13 protein-coding genes are annotated in these 14,882 nt (G+C 68.8%); 8 read left to right on the plus strand and 5 right to left on the minus strand.

Features of this window, described 5'->3' with window-relative positions; all coding sequences use genetic code 11:
- Nucleotides 1-190 precede the first annotated feature (190 nt).
- A complete protein-coding gene (locus HUU95_RS01495; protein WP_174278467.1) occupies nucleotides 191-694 on the plus strand; it encodes a hypothetical protein in 504 nt (167 codons plus the stop codon).
- A 290-nt stretch (nucleotides 695-984) separates the two neighbouring features.
- Here HUU95_RS01495 and HUU95_RS01500 read toward each other — a convergent pair whose 3' ends face one another.
- Nucleotides 985-1,272: a hypothetical protein gene (locus tag HUU95_RS01500; RefSeq protein WP_174278468.1), complete on the minus strand. Its 288-nt coding sequence runs from the start codon at nucleotides 1,270-1,272 to the stop codon at nucleotides 985-987.
- A 95-nt stretch (nucleotides 1,273-1,367) separates the two neighbouring features.
- Here HUU95_RS01500 and HUU95_RS01505 point away from each other — a divergent pair, with 95 nt between their 5' ends.
- From HUU95_RS01505 to HUU95_RS01520, 4 genes are all read left to right on the plus strand, one after another.
- Nucleotides 1,368-1,514 carry a hypothetical protein gene (locus HUU95_RS01505; RefSeq protein WP_174278469.1) on the plus strand — a complete coding sequence of 49 codons (147 nt, stop codon included), beginning with the start codon at nucleotides 1,368-1,370 and terminating at the stop codon, nucleotides 1,512-1,514.
- A 91-nt stretch (nucleotides 1,515-1,605) separates the two neighbouring features.
- A complete protein-coding gene (locus HUU95_RS01510) occupies nucleotides 1,606-2,172 on the plus strand; it encodes a hypothetical protein (RefSeq protein ID WP_174278470.1) in 567 nt (188 codons plus the stop codon).
- Entirely contained in the window at nucleotides 2,166-2,669 is a 504-nt protein-coding gene (locus HUU95_RS01515; protein ID WP_174278471.1) for a M48 family metalloprotease, read from the plus strand. The genes HUU95_RS01510 and HUU95_RS01515 overlap by 7 nt, the downstream gene beginning before the upstream one ends.
- 566 nt (nucleotides 2,670-3,235) lie before the next feature.
- Nucleotides 3,236-3,871, plus strand: coding sequence for a phage portal protein (locus HUU95_RS01520; protein WP_254602556.1), 636 nt, complete (start codon nucleotides 3,236-3,238; stop codon nucleotides 3,869-3,871).
- Nucleotides 3,872-3,931: 60 nt separating this feature from the next.
- Here HUU95_RS01520 and HUU95_RS14820 read toward each other — a convergent pair whose 3' ends face one another.
- From HUU95_RS14820 to HUU95_RS01540, 4 genes are all read right to left on the minus strand, one after another.
- Nucleotides 3,932-4,411, minus strand: a complete 480-nt coding sequence (locus HUU95_RS14820) for a hypothetical protein (protein ID WP_174278472.1) — start codon at nucleotides 4,409-4,411, stop codon at nucleotides 3,932-3,934.
- A 141-nt stretch (nucleotides 4,412-4,552) separates the two neighbouring features.
- The gene (locus HUU95_RS01530; protein ID WP_174278473.1) at nucleotides 4,553-8,584 is read right to left on the minus strand and encodes a hypothetical protein; all 4,032 of its coding nucleotides are present in this window, start codon (nucleotides 8,582-8,584) and stop codon (nucleotides 4,553-4,555) included.
- 156 nt (nucleotides 8,585-8,740) lie between these two features.
- Nucleotides 8,741-8,971: a hypothetical protein gene (locus tag HUU95_RS01535; protein WP_174278474.1), complete on the minus strand. Its 231-nt coding sequence runs from the start codon at nucleotides 8,969-8,971 to the stop codon at nucleotides 8,741-8,743.
- Nucleotides 8,968-10,599 (minus strand): exodeoxyribonuclease VII large subunit, encoded by a 1,632-nt coding sequence (locus HUU95_RS01540; RefSeq protein ID WP_174278475.1) that lies wholly within the window; start codon nucleotides 10,597-10,599, stop codon nucleotides 8,968-8,970. Before HUU95_RS01540 ends, HUU95_RS01535 begins: the two co-directional genes overlap by 4 nt.
- A gap of 211 nt (nucleotides 10,600-10,810) precedes the next feature.
- Here HUU95_RS01540 and HUU95_RS01545 point away from each other — a divergent pair, with 211 nt between their 5' ends.
- The 3 genes from HUU95_RS01545 to HUU95_RS01555 form a co-directional block, all read left to right on the plus strand.
- Nucleotides 10,811-11,425 (plus strand): DUF4062 domain-containing protein, encoded by a 615-nt coding sequence (locus tag HUU95_RS01545; RefSeq protein ID WP_217429713.1) that lies wholly within the window; start codon nucleotides 10,811-10,813, stop codon nucleotides 11,423-11,425.
- Nucleotides 11,398-12,807, plus strand: coding sequence for an RNA-binding domain-containing protein (locus HUU95_RS01550; protein WP_174278476.1), 1,410 nt, complete (start codon nucleotides 11,398-11,400; stop codon nucleotides 12,805-12,807). The genes HUU95_RS01545 and HUU95_RS01550 overlap by 28 nt, the downstream gene beginning before the upstream one ends.
- A gap of 425 nt (nucleotides 12,808-13,232) precedes the next feature.
- Nucleotides 13,233-14,882: hypothetical protein (locus HUU95_RS01555; protein ID WP_217429714.1), on the plus strand; the 1,650-nt coding region annotated here is incomplete at its 3' end.

Below are 14,882 nucleotides of genomic sequence, written 5' to 3' on the forward strand. Positions count from 1 at the left end.
GCCGGTTCAGCACGCCCATGATCGCCTCCCGCAGAAAGCAACCTTGAATCAGAACCAGACCCGCTTGGGAATCCTAAGAGTCCACGGCTCCTAGGCAGACCAGGCTGCCGTTCCTCGCCGAGCAGGTGCCGCGCTCCGAACCGTGCTTCTATCTGGCGTATATGGACGTCCCCGGTCCGGGATCGCGCCGGTGTTCGCTGCCGTTCCCGCCGCGCCGGCCGTGCCGACCGAGGGGCGCGACGATGCCTGTCCGCCCGCGCTGGCGCCGGAAGCCGCAACAGCGTGGTCGGTGGCACCGAGTCGCCCGCGCGGCATGGTCTCGTTCAACATCCCGATGAAGGCGGCTGAGGTCGCGTTTTTCGAGCGCTGCTTCCAGACGCTGGACCGCGATCCGTCGTTCGAGGAGATCGACAGTGACGTCCGGCGGGCGGTCGGCGCGACTCCGGAGCGGCCGCTCGGCGAGCTACAGCCGCTATCGCATCGGGAGCAGCGCGCCGCGGTGTCCTTCCGGTTCCGAGGCAAGGACGGCGACCCCCGCGACGTGTGCGACATCACCAGTCTCAACATCGATATCGCGGCGCTCGCGATGCTGATCGCGGTCGCGGTGCCCAGCGCGCAGCCGGGCGGATTCACCTATACGCCGATAGGGCCAGTTCTGGACAGCAACGACCCGCGACTGCTTTCGCTGCCGTAGGGCGGCTTGGTCAAGATCGCGTTGGCGACGATCCTGATCATCGACACCGACGTCCCTCCGGCGCGCGAGCTGCGGCAGTGGACATTCCACGTTTCTTGAGAGTGTCCGCGCGGTGCCTGCTTGAGGACGAACGGCACCATCAGCATTTCGCTCCGATAAACGGAGACGAGTCATGGTCGATGCCGAGTCCAGGAGCTTCGGCGCGGTATGGCGTGAGGCGGGCGCCGCGAGCGAACGGCATGGCAGCTTGCTGATCGGCGGCATGATCACGCTTGTCGCGATCGAGTTCGTCACGAACCGTCGCGGGCCGATGGGCCAATACCGCCAGCAACGTGATCGACGTCGGAGCACTTGTCGTCGTCAAGGTCGCGCTCATGCGGGCCGACCGCCTCGTCGAGCACGTAGGGCGTGCAACGATCTACGCCGTGGTGGCGCTTCTCGCAGGCGGCGGCGTTCTGCTCGGTCTGATCGCGCTCGTCGTCCCCGGCCTGTATCTGCTGGCGCGATGGTCGCTGGCGCAGCCGTTGGCGATCGCGCGTGACCGGGGTCCGATCGAGGCGATGCGCGAGAGCTGGCATCTGACCCGCGACAGCACCTGGACGCTGGTCGGCGTGTTCGTCGCGTTCGGGCTGCCGCTGCCATCCTGCTCGCGGCGGGTTTCGTGGCGACGAAGATGTTTGACGACACCTCGGCGCTGCCGGCGGTCGGGCTGCTCTCGATCGCGAACAACGCGATCCTGGTCACCGGCGCCTGCCTCGGCGTGGCGATCTACCGCCAGTTCGTCGCGCCCGTCACGCCCGGCGATCGCTCGATCCCATGATGAACGGCGAGAGCTGGGGCGTGGTCGACGCGGTCGCTCCCGTTACGCGCCATGGGTCGCGAGGCTGGAGCAGGCGGCGGCGCTGCAACCCGTGTCGTACCGACGCAAGGTGATCGCGGCGGGGCGGTTCGGCTATGTCGTGACGGGCGGGCTACTCGCCATCCCGACCGCGCTGATCAGCATCCTCTTCGTCTTCCTGTCGACCACGGCGGTGCCAGGCGGCATCGCCGTTCATTGGCTCGCCGTCCTCGCGCTCACGACGGGCATGCTCTACCTGGCGATGAGGCTGAGCCGCACACCGGCCGCTGGCGTCGTGCTGGCGCCCGCGCAAGCCCCCGCGCTGCCGGCGACCGTCGAACGGCTGCGCTTCGCCCTGGTCGCGCCGCCCATCCACGAGATCCGCCAGTGCGCGACGATGAGCGCGGGCCTGGTGCAGCAGCCCCGCTGCTGCGGCCTCGCCGCATCCCGTGCCGTCCTGATCCTGGGGCTGCCGATCTTCTACGGGCTGACGACCGGCGAGGTGGGGGCGGTGATAGTGCACGAGCTGGGACACGCCGTCGCCGCGCACAACGCTCGCTCGGGTTCGTGTATGGCGTTCGCGGGCGCTAGACCCGGATCGGTGGGCGGCTGCCATACGGCTTTCTGGCCGGCATGCTGAGGCGGTTCTTCTCCTGGTACGGGCCGTGGTTCGTCGCCTACAGCCAGGTGCTGATCCGCCAGCAGGAGTTCGAGGCCGATCGATCAGCCGTTCGGGCCGTCGGTGCGGCGGCGCTCGCGTCGACGTTGCGGCGGTTCGCGGTCAAGGCGATCAGCTGGGATCAGCATCTCGCGGCTCGCGTGGAGCAGTCGAATAGACGAGGTCTTGGTGGACCGACGGTGCTGCGCCGGGCGCTGGCCGATCTGTCCGCCCGTCATGGCAACGATCAGGATCTCCTCAATTTGACGCTGAGCTTCGAGGCACAGCTCGACGACACGCATCCCGTGCTCGCGCAGCGGCTCGTTGCGCTCGGTGAAAGCACCGTAGTCCGCGATCCCGCCGGACCGACCGGCGCGTCGCTGCTGGGATCGAGCGCGGAAACATTCATCGCCTTGTTCGGCAAGGAGCTGCTCCAGCAGGGACGACGCGATGCACGCCCAGCATCGCAGACGCTCTGAACACAAAAAACTTCTGGGCGATCTCGAGCAGGCGCTTCCGTAGGATGCGGTAGATGTCGAAGCCGAGCTCGGCTGGCGTGATCTTCTGTATTGGCGGTTCGCCCCGGCGCTGATCTGCGAGATGATGCGCGTCAGCTCGCCGCTGGCCCAGTACTGGGCGACGAGGGTGGAAAGGACGATGCCGAGCCGCAGCGACTTGGTTGTCGCCGAGAGCAGGTGGCGATCGCCTCCTACGTGACGTCGCCGAGGTTGCGGCTGCCGACCGGATGGTGACCGCGCGTCAAGTTAGGGCAGCTCGTCGAGCATGATCAGGACGGGCTCGGGCACCACCATCCTGAACTGCTCGTTTCTTGGACTTGGCCTGTTTAACAAAATGCGACATCCGGCGTGTCATTTTAAGCACCCTTTCATAGCACTGAGTGCCTAAAGAAGCATTGATTCTGTGTCTTTTCCGCTGCTCAGCGACGTGAGCCAGAGTTGGTGACTCCTACGGTTGCATTAAGTGAATATTGCTAAGAAGTTTCGTCAACACTAGCCGTTGCGAACGCTCGCTTTTTGGTAATCCTGTGTGGGACGACGGTGTGAGACTTTGCACCCGCACACAAAAAACTTTGAAAATCACTCTGCCATTTCTGCGGAGCACGTTCCTGGAGCGCGGGGCCCAGCCATCGGGCGTCATCAGCCTGGATAAGCCGCTGTCGATCGAACAGCGTCAAGGCATCCGCCAGTCATTCAGTGACGGCCATGTCGGAACGAGCAAGGCCGGGCGCGCGCTGATCCTGGACGACGGGATGACCTGGCAGGCGATGCAGGTGAGCCCGGAGGATGCCGAGTTGTTGGGCTCCCGCCGGTTCGCGGTGGAGGAGATCGCCCGCATCTACGGCGTGCCGCCGCCCATGGTCGGCGACCTGTCGCATGGCACGTTCACGAACAGTCGCGAAGCCGCGCGCTGGTTCGGACAGTTCACCCTTACGCCCCGCGTGCGGCGGCTGGAGGCGGAGCTGAACCGCGCCCTGTTCGGCGCCGGGAGCCCGTTCGAGGTCGAGTTCGATATGTCGAGCCTGTTGCGGTCGGACCCGGAAACCCGGTGGGCCAGCCACAAGATCGCGATCGACACCGGCGTGCTCGACACCGACGAGGTGCGCGAGATCGAGGGGTACAATCCGCGCGGCAACGCGTCCCCGAAGGTGCCGGCAGCGTGACTCAAGCTGCGCGCTTCAAGCAGGCCGATGCCACCAGCCCGCGCAACGTGAAGTCGCGCGTCACCCGCTCCAGCAGCCATTCGCGCGTTGCCCCCGACAGGATGTTCGGCTTGCGACCGCCCATCGGCCTGGGAGCCGCACTGCCGGTCTCACGTGCTTGCCGACCTTTCCGACGCAGTAACCGTCGTCGTCGAGCCATGCGACCATGGCCGAGGTGCTGTCACCGCAGAGGCCTCGCCTGCTCGCCAGCCAGGCTTCTAGTCCGTCGCGCTCCATCCCCTTGCGGATCCGATCCCGCAAGTCGACGGCCAGGCGCTTCAACGTGGCCACGTCGCCGGCTCCGGTGAACACGGCGCGGTCATCGTCGAGCAGCAGCGTCTTCTGAATGAAGTCGACAGGCTGGTAGCCGCGCGGTTCGGCCGTTTGTCGGACTATCATGCCCGTCGGCGTGACCTGCACCTTCGGTTGGCCCAGCTGCGAGAGGAGCACGTCCGACATGACGATCGGTGCCTCCGGCAGGAGGATCGCCGTCAGCGTCATGTCGCAGAACGGACCGTCATGGTCGCGCCTACCCGCTCGACAGACGTTGCAGCCCGTCCGATAATCCGAGCTGGCATCGACGCCATCGGCCGCGCGATCATGCGCAAGGCGCCTTGCCATCGGCGGACTGCCCGATGCTGCTCACGCCTGGGCCGAACCCGAACCAGCTTTGCCCCGCCTCTTTTTCTTCGCGCCGGATCCGCCGTCCCGAAGCCTCATGTAGGAAAGGACCTCGGCGCAGATCGATGGGTCGCCGAGGTCGGAGATAGCCGCGTCGTCGACCTCGCCGACGTCCGCGCCCAGCGCCCAGTCGGCACCGCGGCCGGTCGGCAGCATCGCCACCACCTCCTCGGCGGCGGACCTGTCCCGGTCGTTCATTGTCCACGCCATCAGCAGCAGCAGCGCCCGGCGCTTCCGATTGGTGGCGAGTGCCCCCGCCGCGGCCAGGATCTCGTCGCGCCCGCCGCGCCAGCCGAGGAGCACCGCCAGCACGCCTGCCACCGGTTCGTAGAGCCGCGCGAGGAGCTGCGGCGTTATCCTCTGGACCAGCGCCTCCTCCAGTTCCGCGCCGACCGGCAGGAGCGAATGCGCCGCCGACGACCTGACCCTCGCCCGACCGGGCTCGACGCTCAGCGCGAACAGCTTCGCGTGGGCCGCACCCCCGCCCGTGCGCGCGAGCAGGGCGAACCCGGCCCTGCGGACATCCGAGTCCGACGTGCTGGTCGCGATCGTGAGGAGGCGTTCGGCATCCGGTCCCGGGAGCGGGGCGACGGCAGCCAGGGCGTCGATCGCGGCCTGCGCTATCGGGTAATCGTCGCTGTCCCGTCCGTACTCCTGCGAATCCTTCGACCACTGGTCACCCGCGAGTGTGATCAGGGCAGGTCGATGCGCCTCGTGCGGCTTGTCCTTCAAGACCTGGACGAGGGCGCGGCGCACCGGGCTCGCGCGATGCGCGGCGAGATCGAGGAGGCGCGCCGGCAGCGGCGCAGGAAGCGGACCGGCGATCGCGGTCAGCGCACGGGCGACGACGTGGGCGTAGCGGTGGCCCAGCGCGGCATCGACGTCGGCGGCCATCCCGTGCCGGATCGCGGCCTCCACCCCGTCGACCGCCATGGATGGATCATCTGCCTTTGCGAGCGCCCAGCGCACGTCGCTCTCGATCGCGAGCCCGCCCTGGGGATCGAGTGCGAGCCTGAACGCGCGCGTCCCAGCCGACGGCTCGGCGATCGAAAACAGGACCTCAATCGCCCGCTTGCCGAGGCGGGGCTTCTGCTTGGAGAGCAGGGCCAGCTGCGCCTCCCCGATCGAGTCGAAGGGTTTCGGCAGGTTCGCGGCAGCCGTATCCGTCGCCGCAATGTGCTCTGTGCCTGTGGCCGCACGCCCCTTCCGGAAGGCGGCGAGGTCGCAGGCGATCGAGGTCAGGCGATCGTGGTCGCCGCTATCCTCTAGGCGTTGGATGATGGTCGGGAGGAGCGTCGGTGCGCGCTCGATCAGGGCGATCAGGGCCGCCTGCTCGATGCCGCCATGCGGTGACCCCGCAAGAATTCTCTTCTCGAGCGGCTGCAGGTACCGGTCGTCCCAGGTGCGAACGAGGGCAGACCATACGTCGTCCTCGTCCGGCGTGCCGTGGGCGCACTCGAACGCGCCGGCGAGTTCGTCGGGATCAGCCGCCTCGGCCGTGTCCCGGTTGGCGAGCAGCCGTAGCCAATAGGGTCTGAGCGATGCTGCATGGCGGTGCTGGACGACAGACCGCCATCCGTGCTCAGTCCGGACGCGCGCCACGTACAGCTTGAGGAATTCGCCCGCAGTGTATCCGTCGTCATTCTCGGCGAGGTACTGCGCGTAGTCCTCGCTGTAGACGTCGTTGACGATGTCCAGGTGGGTCGCGGCGGCGGACGCCAAGTCGCTCTCCGAGGGGGTCAGGACCTCGACCGCGGTGTCGATTATGGCCTCGAACCCATCCAGGTCCTTGAGCGCGCCGTAGGCGATCACGTCGTCGGTGGAGATGTAGCCGTAGTGGACGGCCGTCGACGCCGCTTCGAGGAACGACGGCGTGAGACCGTCGAACAGGCGGGCGAGCTCGTCGGCGAAGCTGTCCGGGAAGTGGGACCGGTCCCGCGGGAGCGTGTCGCGCACGAAGGTCTCCAGGATTGTGCGCGTCGCGGGGTCGGCGGCGCGCGCCGCATACCAGTCCTCCAGGTGTCCGGGCGAACCCCAGCTGTAGAACCCTCCGAAGGTCTTGTCGGGCCGGTGGCGCAGGAAGCGCGCGATCTCGCCGCCGTTGCTGGCGGCGGAACCTGCCCTGGCGGCGAGCTCGATGTGCGCCTCGAAGTCCTTGCCGCCCTCGAGCAGCCGGGCATCGAGCCAGGCGTCGATCCGCTGCGCCGCGACCGCTCCGGGAGAGACGCCGAACTTCTCCCACACGGCTGCGAGGATTCGTGCCGACGCACCGGCACCCCATTCCGCGCCGGGCCCGTCGTCGGAGACGAGCAGCTCGAGTAGCTGCCGCAGCGTGCGGCGGACGACCTGACGGTGTTCGGGCTTCTCGAGCGTCCTCGTCACGCCGGCCTCGACCCTCGGGTGGTAGTAGGTGACGAGGCCGCCCTCCCCTTGGCGCAGGTTCCGCGCGGCCACGAAGAAGTCCACGAGCGGCGACACGCCGCGTCCGAGATCGACCTGCCTGTCGGCCAAGGCGTCTTCGATCTCGCGCAGGACGGAACGCGTGACCTTCCCGCTCGTCGACAGCAGCCCGAACAGGACCGCGGCCGCCGCGACGTCCTTCCGTTGCTCTATCTGCTCGATGACCGTGCTCTCGATCGAGTTCTGATGGGCGCGGTTGATGGCGTCCTGCACGAAGCCGGGCGGGTTGCGGAGACCTGTGCGGTCCTGCACGCGCATCGCGTCGAAGAACTTCTGTATCTCGAGTGGTGTCGCCAGTTCGTCGAGCACCGTGCGCTCGGCGCCCCGGGCCAGTGCCTGCAGGTCGCGCGGGAGGCTGTCGATGCGGGAGCGGTAGAGTGCGCGCCGCTCCTTCGGCCCGTAGTTCTCGGCCTCGAGGTTGACGACCCACTGCTTGACGGAACCCAGGGCACCGGATGCGAGCGCGACGTCGTGGCGCGAGGTCGCGATCACCATCGCGTCCGGCCGTGCCGCCGCCAGCACGTCGGTCAGCTGGTCGTTCCAGGGGCGGCTGGCTGGATCGAAGTCGAACCGGCCCCAGGGATCCTCTATGTCGAACAGGACGGGCCGCGGCGTCGCGTCGCTCCGCAGTTCCGTGGGGCCCAGCAGCACGGGGCGGCGGGCGAGCCCGGCCACCTCCTTGCGCAGCTCCTCGTAGAGCATCTTCGTGGCCAGCGTCTTGCCGGTTCCGGAGGTGCCGATGATGATCGCGGCGGATCGTTCTGCCATGGCCGCGCGCAGGTCGGACCAGTTGGTCGGGTGGACGTAGTGCTCCAGCTCGGGCGAGCTGGCCAGGTAGCCATCGTGCTCCCGGATCACCTCCTCCAGGTCGCTCCGCAGCCAGTGCCCGCCGCCCGCTCTGGCGATGCGCGACCGGGCGTCCTCGCGCAGCTTCCTGCGGCAGTCCGCGAGCCGCGCCTTGGGAACGCGACACCCCTCCAGGAGGAGGCGGTCGATGTCGCCGAGCAGTCGCTCGTCGTCCTGGTTCGCGACGACCGCGACGCGTCCGGCGAAGCTGTGCGTGAACGCCTTGGAGATCATGGTCGGCATCGCGGCGGCCCGCGGCCAGGATCCGGCGTGGCGACGGCCCAGCTTCTTGGCTGGGCCGTTCAACCCGGCGCTCGTCACCAGGAGGTAGCGCGCCGTGGGGTTCTTCAGGCGCTCGGCCGCCGACTTCCTGCCTTCGCTCCCGTGTTTCAGGAGGGTTCGCAGCGTCGACGGGGTCCAGGCGTCGCCGCAGCGCCGCTTCGCCTGGACGACCAGCGTGTATCCCTTCATCGGGAGGCGGCTGACGAGGCGACCGGGTGTCGTGTCGGCGAGCTCGGCCTCGAGGTCCTCCTGCGATGCTGGCTCCAGCTCGAGTTGCTCGGTCAGATGCGACACCAGGACGAGGTCGAGCGCCAGCCAGACCGACACGTCGACCTGGTACTCGTAGCCGGCGAGCGATGCGGCGCCCGAGCCCGCGCCGCCGTCAGCTTCAGACCCGTCCGCCATGAACCTCCTCCAATGATCGCGATCGCCGGTCGACACCGAGGACCGGCCGTCCCCGCCTCGCCGGCTTGCCGAGCCGCATACGGCTCGCGCAGGCATAGTTACAACCGCGCCCGATGCGGACGACGCCAGGCCGCGACGACGAACCCACAGCCCTGATCAGCCTGCCGTCTGCTCCCCGATCAGCTTGCGGACGCTCTCCACACGTTCCTGGCAGTGCGCTGCCAGGATGTTGGCGCGTCGCACCAGCGGCTCGATGGCATCGACATCGGGGATCTGACCCGGTGCCGGCTTCAGCTTGGCGGCGATGGCCTGCAGCTCGGTGTACGCGTCCGCGAACTTGGTCGGGGCCGGTTCCTCCGGTCCCTTGATGACGACGTCCGTGCTCATGCTCGCTGGTCCTCTGTTTGCGCTTGACTTTCATTCCGCAGGTGGGTCGTGCCGTCCCTCATCTCTGCGGCGACGATATCGGCGGAGCGAACCGATCGCAGGCTCGTGAGCGGTGATCCGGCCGCGTCGCGCAGGATCGCGTAACCGGCCGCGAGCACCGTCCTGGGGTGCAGGGCGTCCGCGCAGTCCTGTATCGTCGCGATGGCCGAACGGCACACGTCGACGGCCTGCCTCGCGTCCACGATCGCTTGGCGGCGAAGTCCTGTGATTGCGCTACCCGCGTCCTCGGCCGACCGCGCGGCGTCTGCGCGGATCTGCGCAAGCAGCCGGTCCATGTCTGCCGTAACGGCCTGGGGCACGGCATCCAGTCGGGTGCGGACCTCGCTGAGCGCCCGCTCGGTCCCCAGGTCGAGTGGCCGCAGTTTGGCGCCGACGGTGGCGACGATCTCCATCCTGAGGCCTTGGATCGCTTCGCCCGCTGCCTCTCGCCGGTACCGGGCGGACCCACGGGCTGTGTCCAGCGCGGCCGTCACCGCCGCGTGGGTCTGGTCGAGCAGGTCCCGCGCGCCCGGCTCTAGCCCGGTGGCTGCGGCCCGGACCACGCGGTCGGCCACCCTGATGGCCTCGCGCGCATCCCTGTCGACGGCGGCCGAGGTGACCGCGACTGCGGCGCGGTGGTCGCTCAGGGCTCCCGCCACGGAGGCCCGCACGGACTCGTAGGCGCGGAGACCGACCATGGCCGACCGGGTGATCGTCGAGGATATGTGCTCCACCACCTTCGATGGCGTATCGCACGGGATGCAGGCGATCTCGTCGAGTAGGTTGCGATCCCTCTCGTGGCCGATGCCGGTCATCACGGGGACGTTCATCCTGCAGACCGCTTCCGCCAGCTTCTGGTCGACCAGCCACGCGAGGTCGGCGGAGGCGCCGCCGCCGCGGATGATCGCCACCGCGCAGTGCCGGTCCGGTTCCGCGCGGCACTGCCGGTAGATCTCCCGGAGCGTCTCGACGATCCGCGCCGGCGCGTCGCGTGTCTGGAAGGGGACTTCATGGTAGATGAACTCGGCCAGTCCAGCGGCGGCGAGCGTGTCCGCCGTGGATTGAGAGTCGCCGAGCCCGGCGGCTCCGGCCGGGGCGATGACCGAGACGCGCACGAAGTCGGCCGGACGCGGCAAGTTGCGGTTCCGGTCCCAAACGCCGGTGTCCTGCAGGTGCTTCCTGATCGCCTGCATGCGGGCGTTGAGGTCACCAAGCGCGAACGTCAGGTCGATGTCCGAGACGTTGACGCGGAAGCCGTAGGTCGGGTTCAGGTTTGCATCGAGCTTAACCATCACCTGCGAGCCGGAGGTCAACGTGAGGCCCGCAGCGCGGAAATCCCCCTCGATCCGGCGCCAGACGGCTGGCCAGCACCCACCCTGGACCTTGGCGATCTGCTTCCCGTCGCCATCGGCCTCGATGAATTCCATTCCGACGAAGCGGTCGCCCACCTTGAGCGTGTGCAGCTCGCAGCGCACCCACGCGGCCGGCACCCGCTTCACGATGCTCGCGACGCCGTCGAGGTACGTCCTCAGGCCCACCGACGCGTTCGCGGCTGGGCGGTCCGCCGCGGTATCGTCCGCCTGGATCATCGTGACGCCGGTGGTGACATGGTGGGAGGATATGCGCAGGCGCCGTAGGCCGTGCAAGCGCACGCACGTTGCGCACCTGGGGCGACGACGGACGCTCGCGGCACGACGGAGGGTCAGGCGCGCCGCGGCGGTGGTGCGGGGCGGCTTGCCTTTGGGCACGTCGCGCGCAAAGTAGTCGGACGCGTGACTTGCAGTGGGGAGGTTGGCCTGCATGCCCAAGGCCGACCGTTCCAAGCTCAAGGTGATGGTCTCCTCAAGTGTCCGCCACAAGGAGCCCATGCTTGATCAGATCTACGGGCTCCTTAGCGGCTTGGGATACAGGGTCTGGATGTCCTACCGCGGCACCGTTCCGAACATCCCGGGCAAGAGCGCGTTCGAGACCTGCCTCGTTGCGGTGGAGCGCTGCGACATCTTCCTCGGGATCATCACCCCGCACTACGGTTCGGGCCATGTCGCGGGGCAGCTGGGGATCACCCACCGTGAACTGCTCAAGGCGATCGAGCTCGGCATGCCGCGCTTCATGCTGGCGCACGAGCAGGTCGTGAACGCGCGCCGCCTGCTGATGGACCTCGGCTATCCCGACGCGGCCGCGCGCGCGGCGCTCAAGCTCCGCAAGGGCGCCGTCATCATCGACGACATGCGGCTGATCGACATGTACGAGGCCGCGACGCGGGAGGACTTGCCGCTGGAGAACCGGACCGACAACTGGGTGCAGCAGTACCGCATGCCGCCGGAAGCGCTGGAGTTCGCCGAGGAGCAGTTCAGTCGGGTCGAGGAGAACCGTGGATACGTCGCGGAGTGGCGGGCTCGGAAGGTGGAAGCGTGAGTGACGAGGTGATCCAGGGTCGGCTTCCCGCGGGTGAGGACGGGTCCACCGAGTTCAAGCGCGACACGCGTTCGGTCGCGGCGATCGGACGGACCGTGTGCGCCTTCCTGAACACGGACGGTGGCCAGGTGTATTGCGGGATCGCCGACGACGGGGTCGTCGTCGGGGTCAGGGGCGACGCCGCTGCGCACGCGCAGGCGCTGGAGCGAGAGCTCCGGGCCTCGATATCGCCGACGTCGCTCTTCTCGGCGGATGTGGTGACCATGGGCGGCCGCTCGGTCGTGGTCGTCGAGGTCCCCGAGGGTCATGACCGGCCCTACGTGTTCAAGGGCGCGGTCTACCTCCGCCGCGGCGTGGAGACGGTCCCGGCGGACGCCGCCATGCTGAAGGACCTCGTGCGGGACCAGGCGGATGCCCCGGTCCGCTGGGAGAAGAGGATCGCGCCGATCTCTCCCGACGATCTGGACGTGCACGAGATCCGGGCGGCTGTGCGCAAGGTCGAGTCGACGGGCCGGTTCACGTTCGCGGACCCCGATGACGACCTGGCGGTGCTCGCCGACTTCTCGGTCTACCTCAGCGGTTCCTTCACGAACGCCGCCGATGCGCTGTTTTCCCGGCGTCCGATGCTCAGGCTACCCCAGTGCCGTGTCCAGCTCGCGCGGTTCGCCGGCGACAAGGCCGACGACCTGTACCTGGACAACCGATCGTTCGAAGGTCCGTTGGCGCGCGTGTATGGCGAGGTGCTGGGCGCGATCCGTGCCGCCGTCCCCGTCCAGTCGGTGTTCCTGCCGGGCGACCAGCGCCGTGTCGACCAAGCCGCCTACGACATCCTGGCCCTTGGCGAGGGCCTGGTGAACGCCTTCGTTCATCGCGACTACTCCGCGCATTCCGGCGGCATCCGGATCCAGATGTTCGAGAACCGGATCGAGATCTGGAACAGCGGTCGCCTTCCCGACGGCCTTTCGCCGGTCGATCTGCGGCGGGACCATGCGTCGATCCTGGTGAACCCGGACATCGCCAACGTCTTCGCCGCGCAGGATCTGATGGAGCGGCTCGGTCGAGGGACCGAGAGGATCGTCTCGGCGAGCAAGGCGCTGGGGGCCCGGCCGCCCGTCTGGCGGGACGAGGCCACGGGCGTGACGCTCACCATCTTCCGGGCGGTCCAGACCGAGGCCGGGGTCTCCGTGAGGCTGAACGAGCGGCAGAACCGGCTCCTCCTCGATCTCGGCGTGGGGGACAGCTTCACGCCGAGGGACTACCAGGAGCGCTACGCCATCGGCCTGACGCCGCGCCAGGCAAGGCGCGACCTGGAGGAGCTAGAGGCACTGACGTGGCTCGTTCGCGAGGGCGCCACGCGATCCACTCGGTACCGTCTCCCCTGATTGCGGACATCTGCGGACATCGGGTGTGGCGCGACGACCGCTCGCCACAGCTGGCGGGACGGTGAGGCAAATAACTGAAAACGCGATGTTTTCCGAGTCGACGACGCGATTGTGATCCGCCCACGCGGCGTTTTCGGACATTTACGGACATCGCCGCCGGGCTGCGGCACCATTGCGCCGGGTAGCAGAAATGGCGGTCTGCGCGCCGGCTGCTCGCTCCGACATGTCACCTGCGGAAGATTTTTTCGCTTCCGCTTTCCGAACGCCGCGCAGGCCATCGCTTGACCGGCGATGAACCTCACGCATCGAACCGCATACGCCCGCACGACGCCCGTATACCAGTCGCATCCGGATGGATCGGAACCGATCGAGGTTGCGCGGCGCACCGCTCCGCTGACATGCTCCGACCAGGAGGGGTTCTAGAGATGGATATAGTTTTCGGCCTGTGGGCGGATGGCGGCGCGAGCCCGGATCACGGCGGCGCGGCCGGCGGAGCCCTCGGGCAGCCGGTGGTCGGGCTTGGCGGCCTGGTCGACGTCCTCGAGACCGCCTTGGGCCTCGGCGGTCCCCGCCGCGCCCAGGTCGTCAGGATCGCCGCGCTCCAGTCGACCCTCGAGGCGCTCGAGGGCGACTTCTTCTGGTCGCGCTCCCTCGCGATGGACCCGTGGGCGACTGCGCGCACCGTTCTCGGCTGGCGGGACGAGCTCGTCGGTTTCGGCTGGAGCCCCGGTGAGGCGTGGGCAGGGCGTCGGCTCGCCGACCTCGCCGCCGCATCGCTCGCGTCGACCAACGTGGCACCGGGCCTGCCGGACCGCCTGGAGGCTGTGCTGGCCACGCTCGAGGGCTGCACGGTCGCACCCGTCACGCGCATCCGGCTGATCGACGCGGCCGACCTGCTGCCATCGGCCGTCAGGCGCGTCGTCGACCGGTTGCGGGTGCTCGGCTGCCACGTTGAGCAGATCGCGACCGGCGGAGCCGCGGATCCGGAGACGTCCCTGGGCCGGCTGCAGCGCTGGATGCTCAACGGGACCGTGCCCACGGCCGGCGATGACGGCACGGTCACCATTGCGACCGCGGCCAGCGAGCCGCTCGCGGCCGAGATCCTCGGGCAGTGGTTCGCCGGACAGGGTTCCGGGGACGTCTCGCTCGTCGCGCAGGACGGGGACACCGACCTGCTGGACCACGGCCTCGCGGGAGCCGGACAGCCCCGTGCGGGGCGCAGCCGATCCTCCATACATCGCGGATCGCTCCAGCTCCTGCTTCTGGCGTTCAAGGGATCCTGGGCTCCGTTCGACCCCCAGGCGCTGATGGAACTGCTGGTCTTCCCCGCCTCGCCGGTCCCGTCCCGGGCCGCATGGCGCCTCGCGTCGGCGCTCGAGCAGGCGCCGGGGCGCGGCGGGCCCGAATGGGCGTCGGCCTGGGAGGCGGTCGCGGAGGCGGAGCGCGCGCGTGCCGGCAGTGACGCCGCCGAGCTCACCAAGGTCGCACCCCGGCTCGCCACTTGGCAGGCATGGTCGGAACCCGAGATGACCGACCCGGCGGCGGGTATGCCCGTTGCCCAGGCGCTTGCGATCTGCGACCGCGTCACCGCATGGGCGGTGCGCCGCTACGCCGCCACCGGGGATCCGCTCTACGCCTTCACCTCGACCCTGGCGGACGAGGTGCGTGCGGCTCTCGCCTCCCTAGGCCGGGTGCGGCTGCCTCGCCTACTCGTAGAGCGCGTGATCGACCAGGCTCTCGATCTCGGTCATCCGAACCCGGCCTCGCAGGCCGAGGCCGCGTCGTGGCGCAGCGTTCCGCATCCAGGCGCGGTCTGGGCGCCGCTGGACGCGGTGGTATGGTGGAATTTCGTCGCCACCCGGGAGGGCGCGGCCCGTTCGCCCTGGACGGAGGCGGAGCGGGCGGAACTGGCGGCAGCCGGCTGCCCCGCCGACGACGTGACCATGCCCGCGCGAGCCGCGAGCGCGGCCTGGGAACGGGCCGTGCTCAATGCCCGCGGACGCATCGTCTTCGTGTCGGGGGGCCCGGGCTGCGGTTCGGACGACGGCTTCCACCCGCTGGCGCACCGGCTGGGG

Source organism: Sphingomonas bacterium (assembly GCF_903643065.1).
Lineage (GTDB): Bacteria > Pseudomonadota > Alphaproteobacteria > Sphingomonadales > Sphingomonadaceae > Sphingomonas.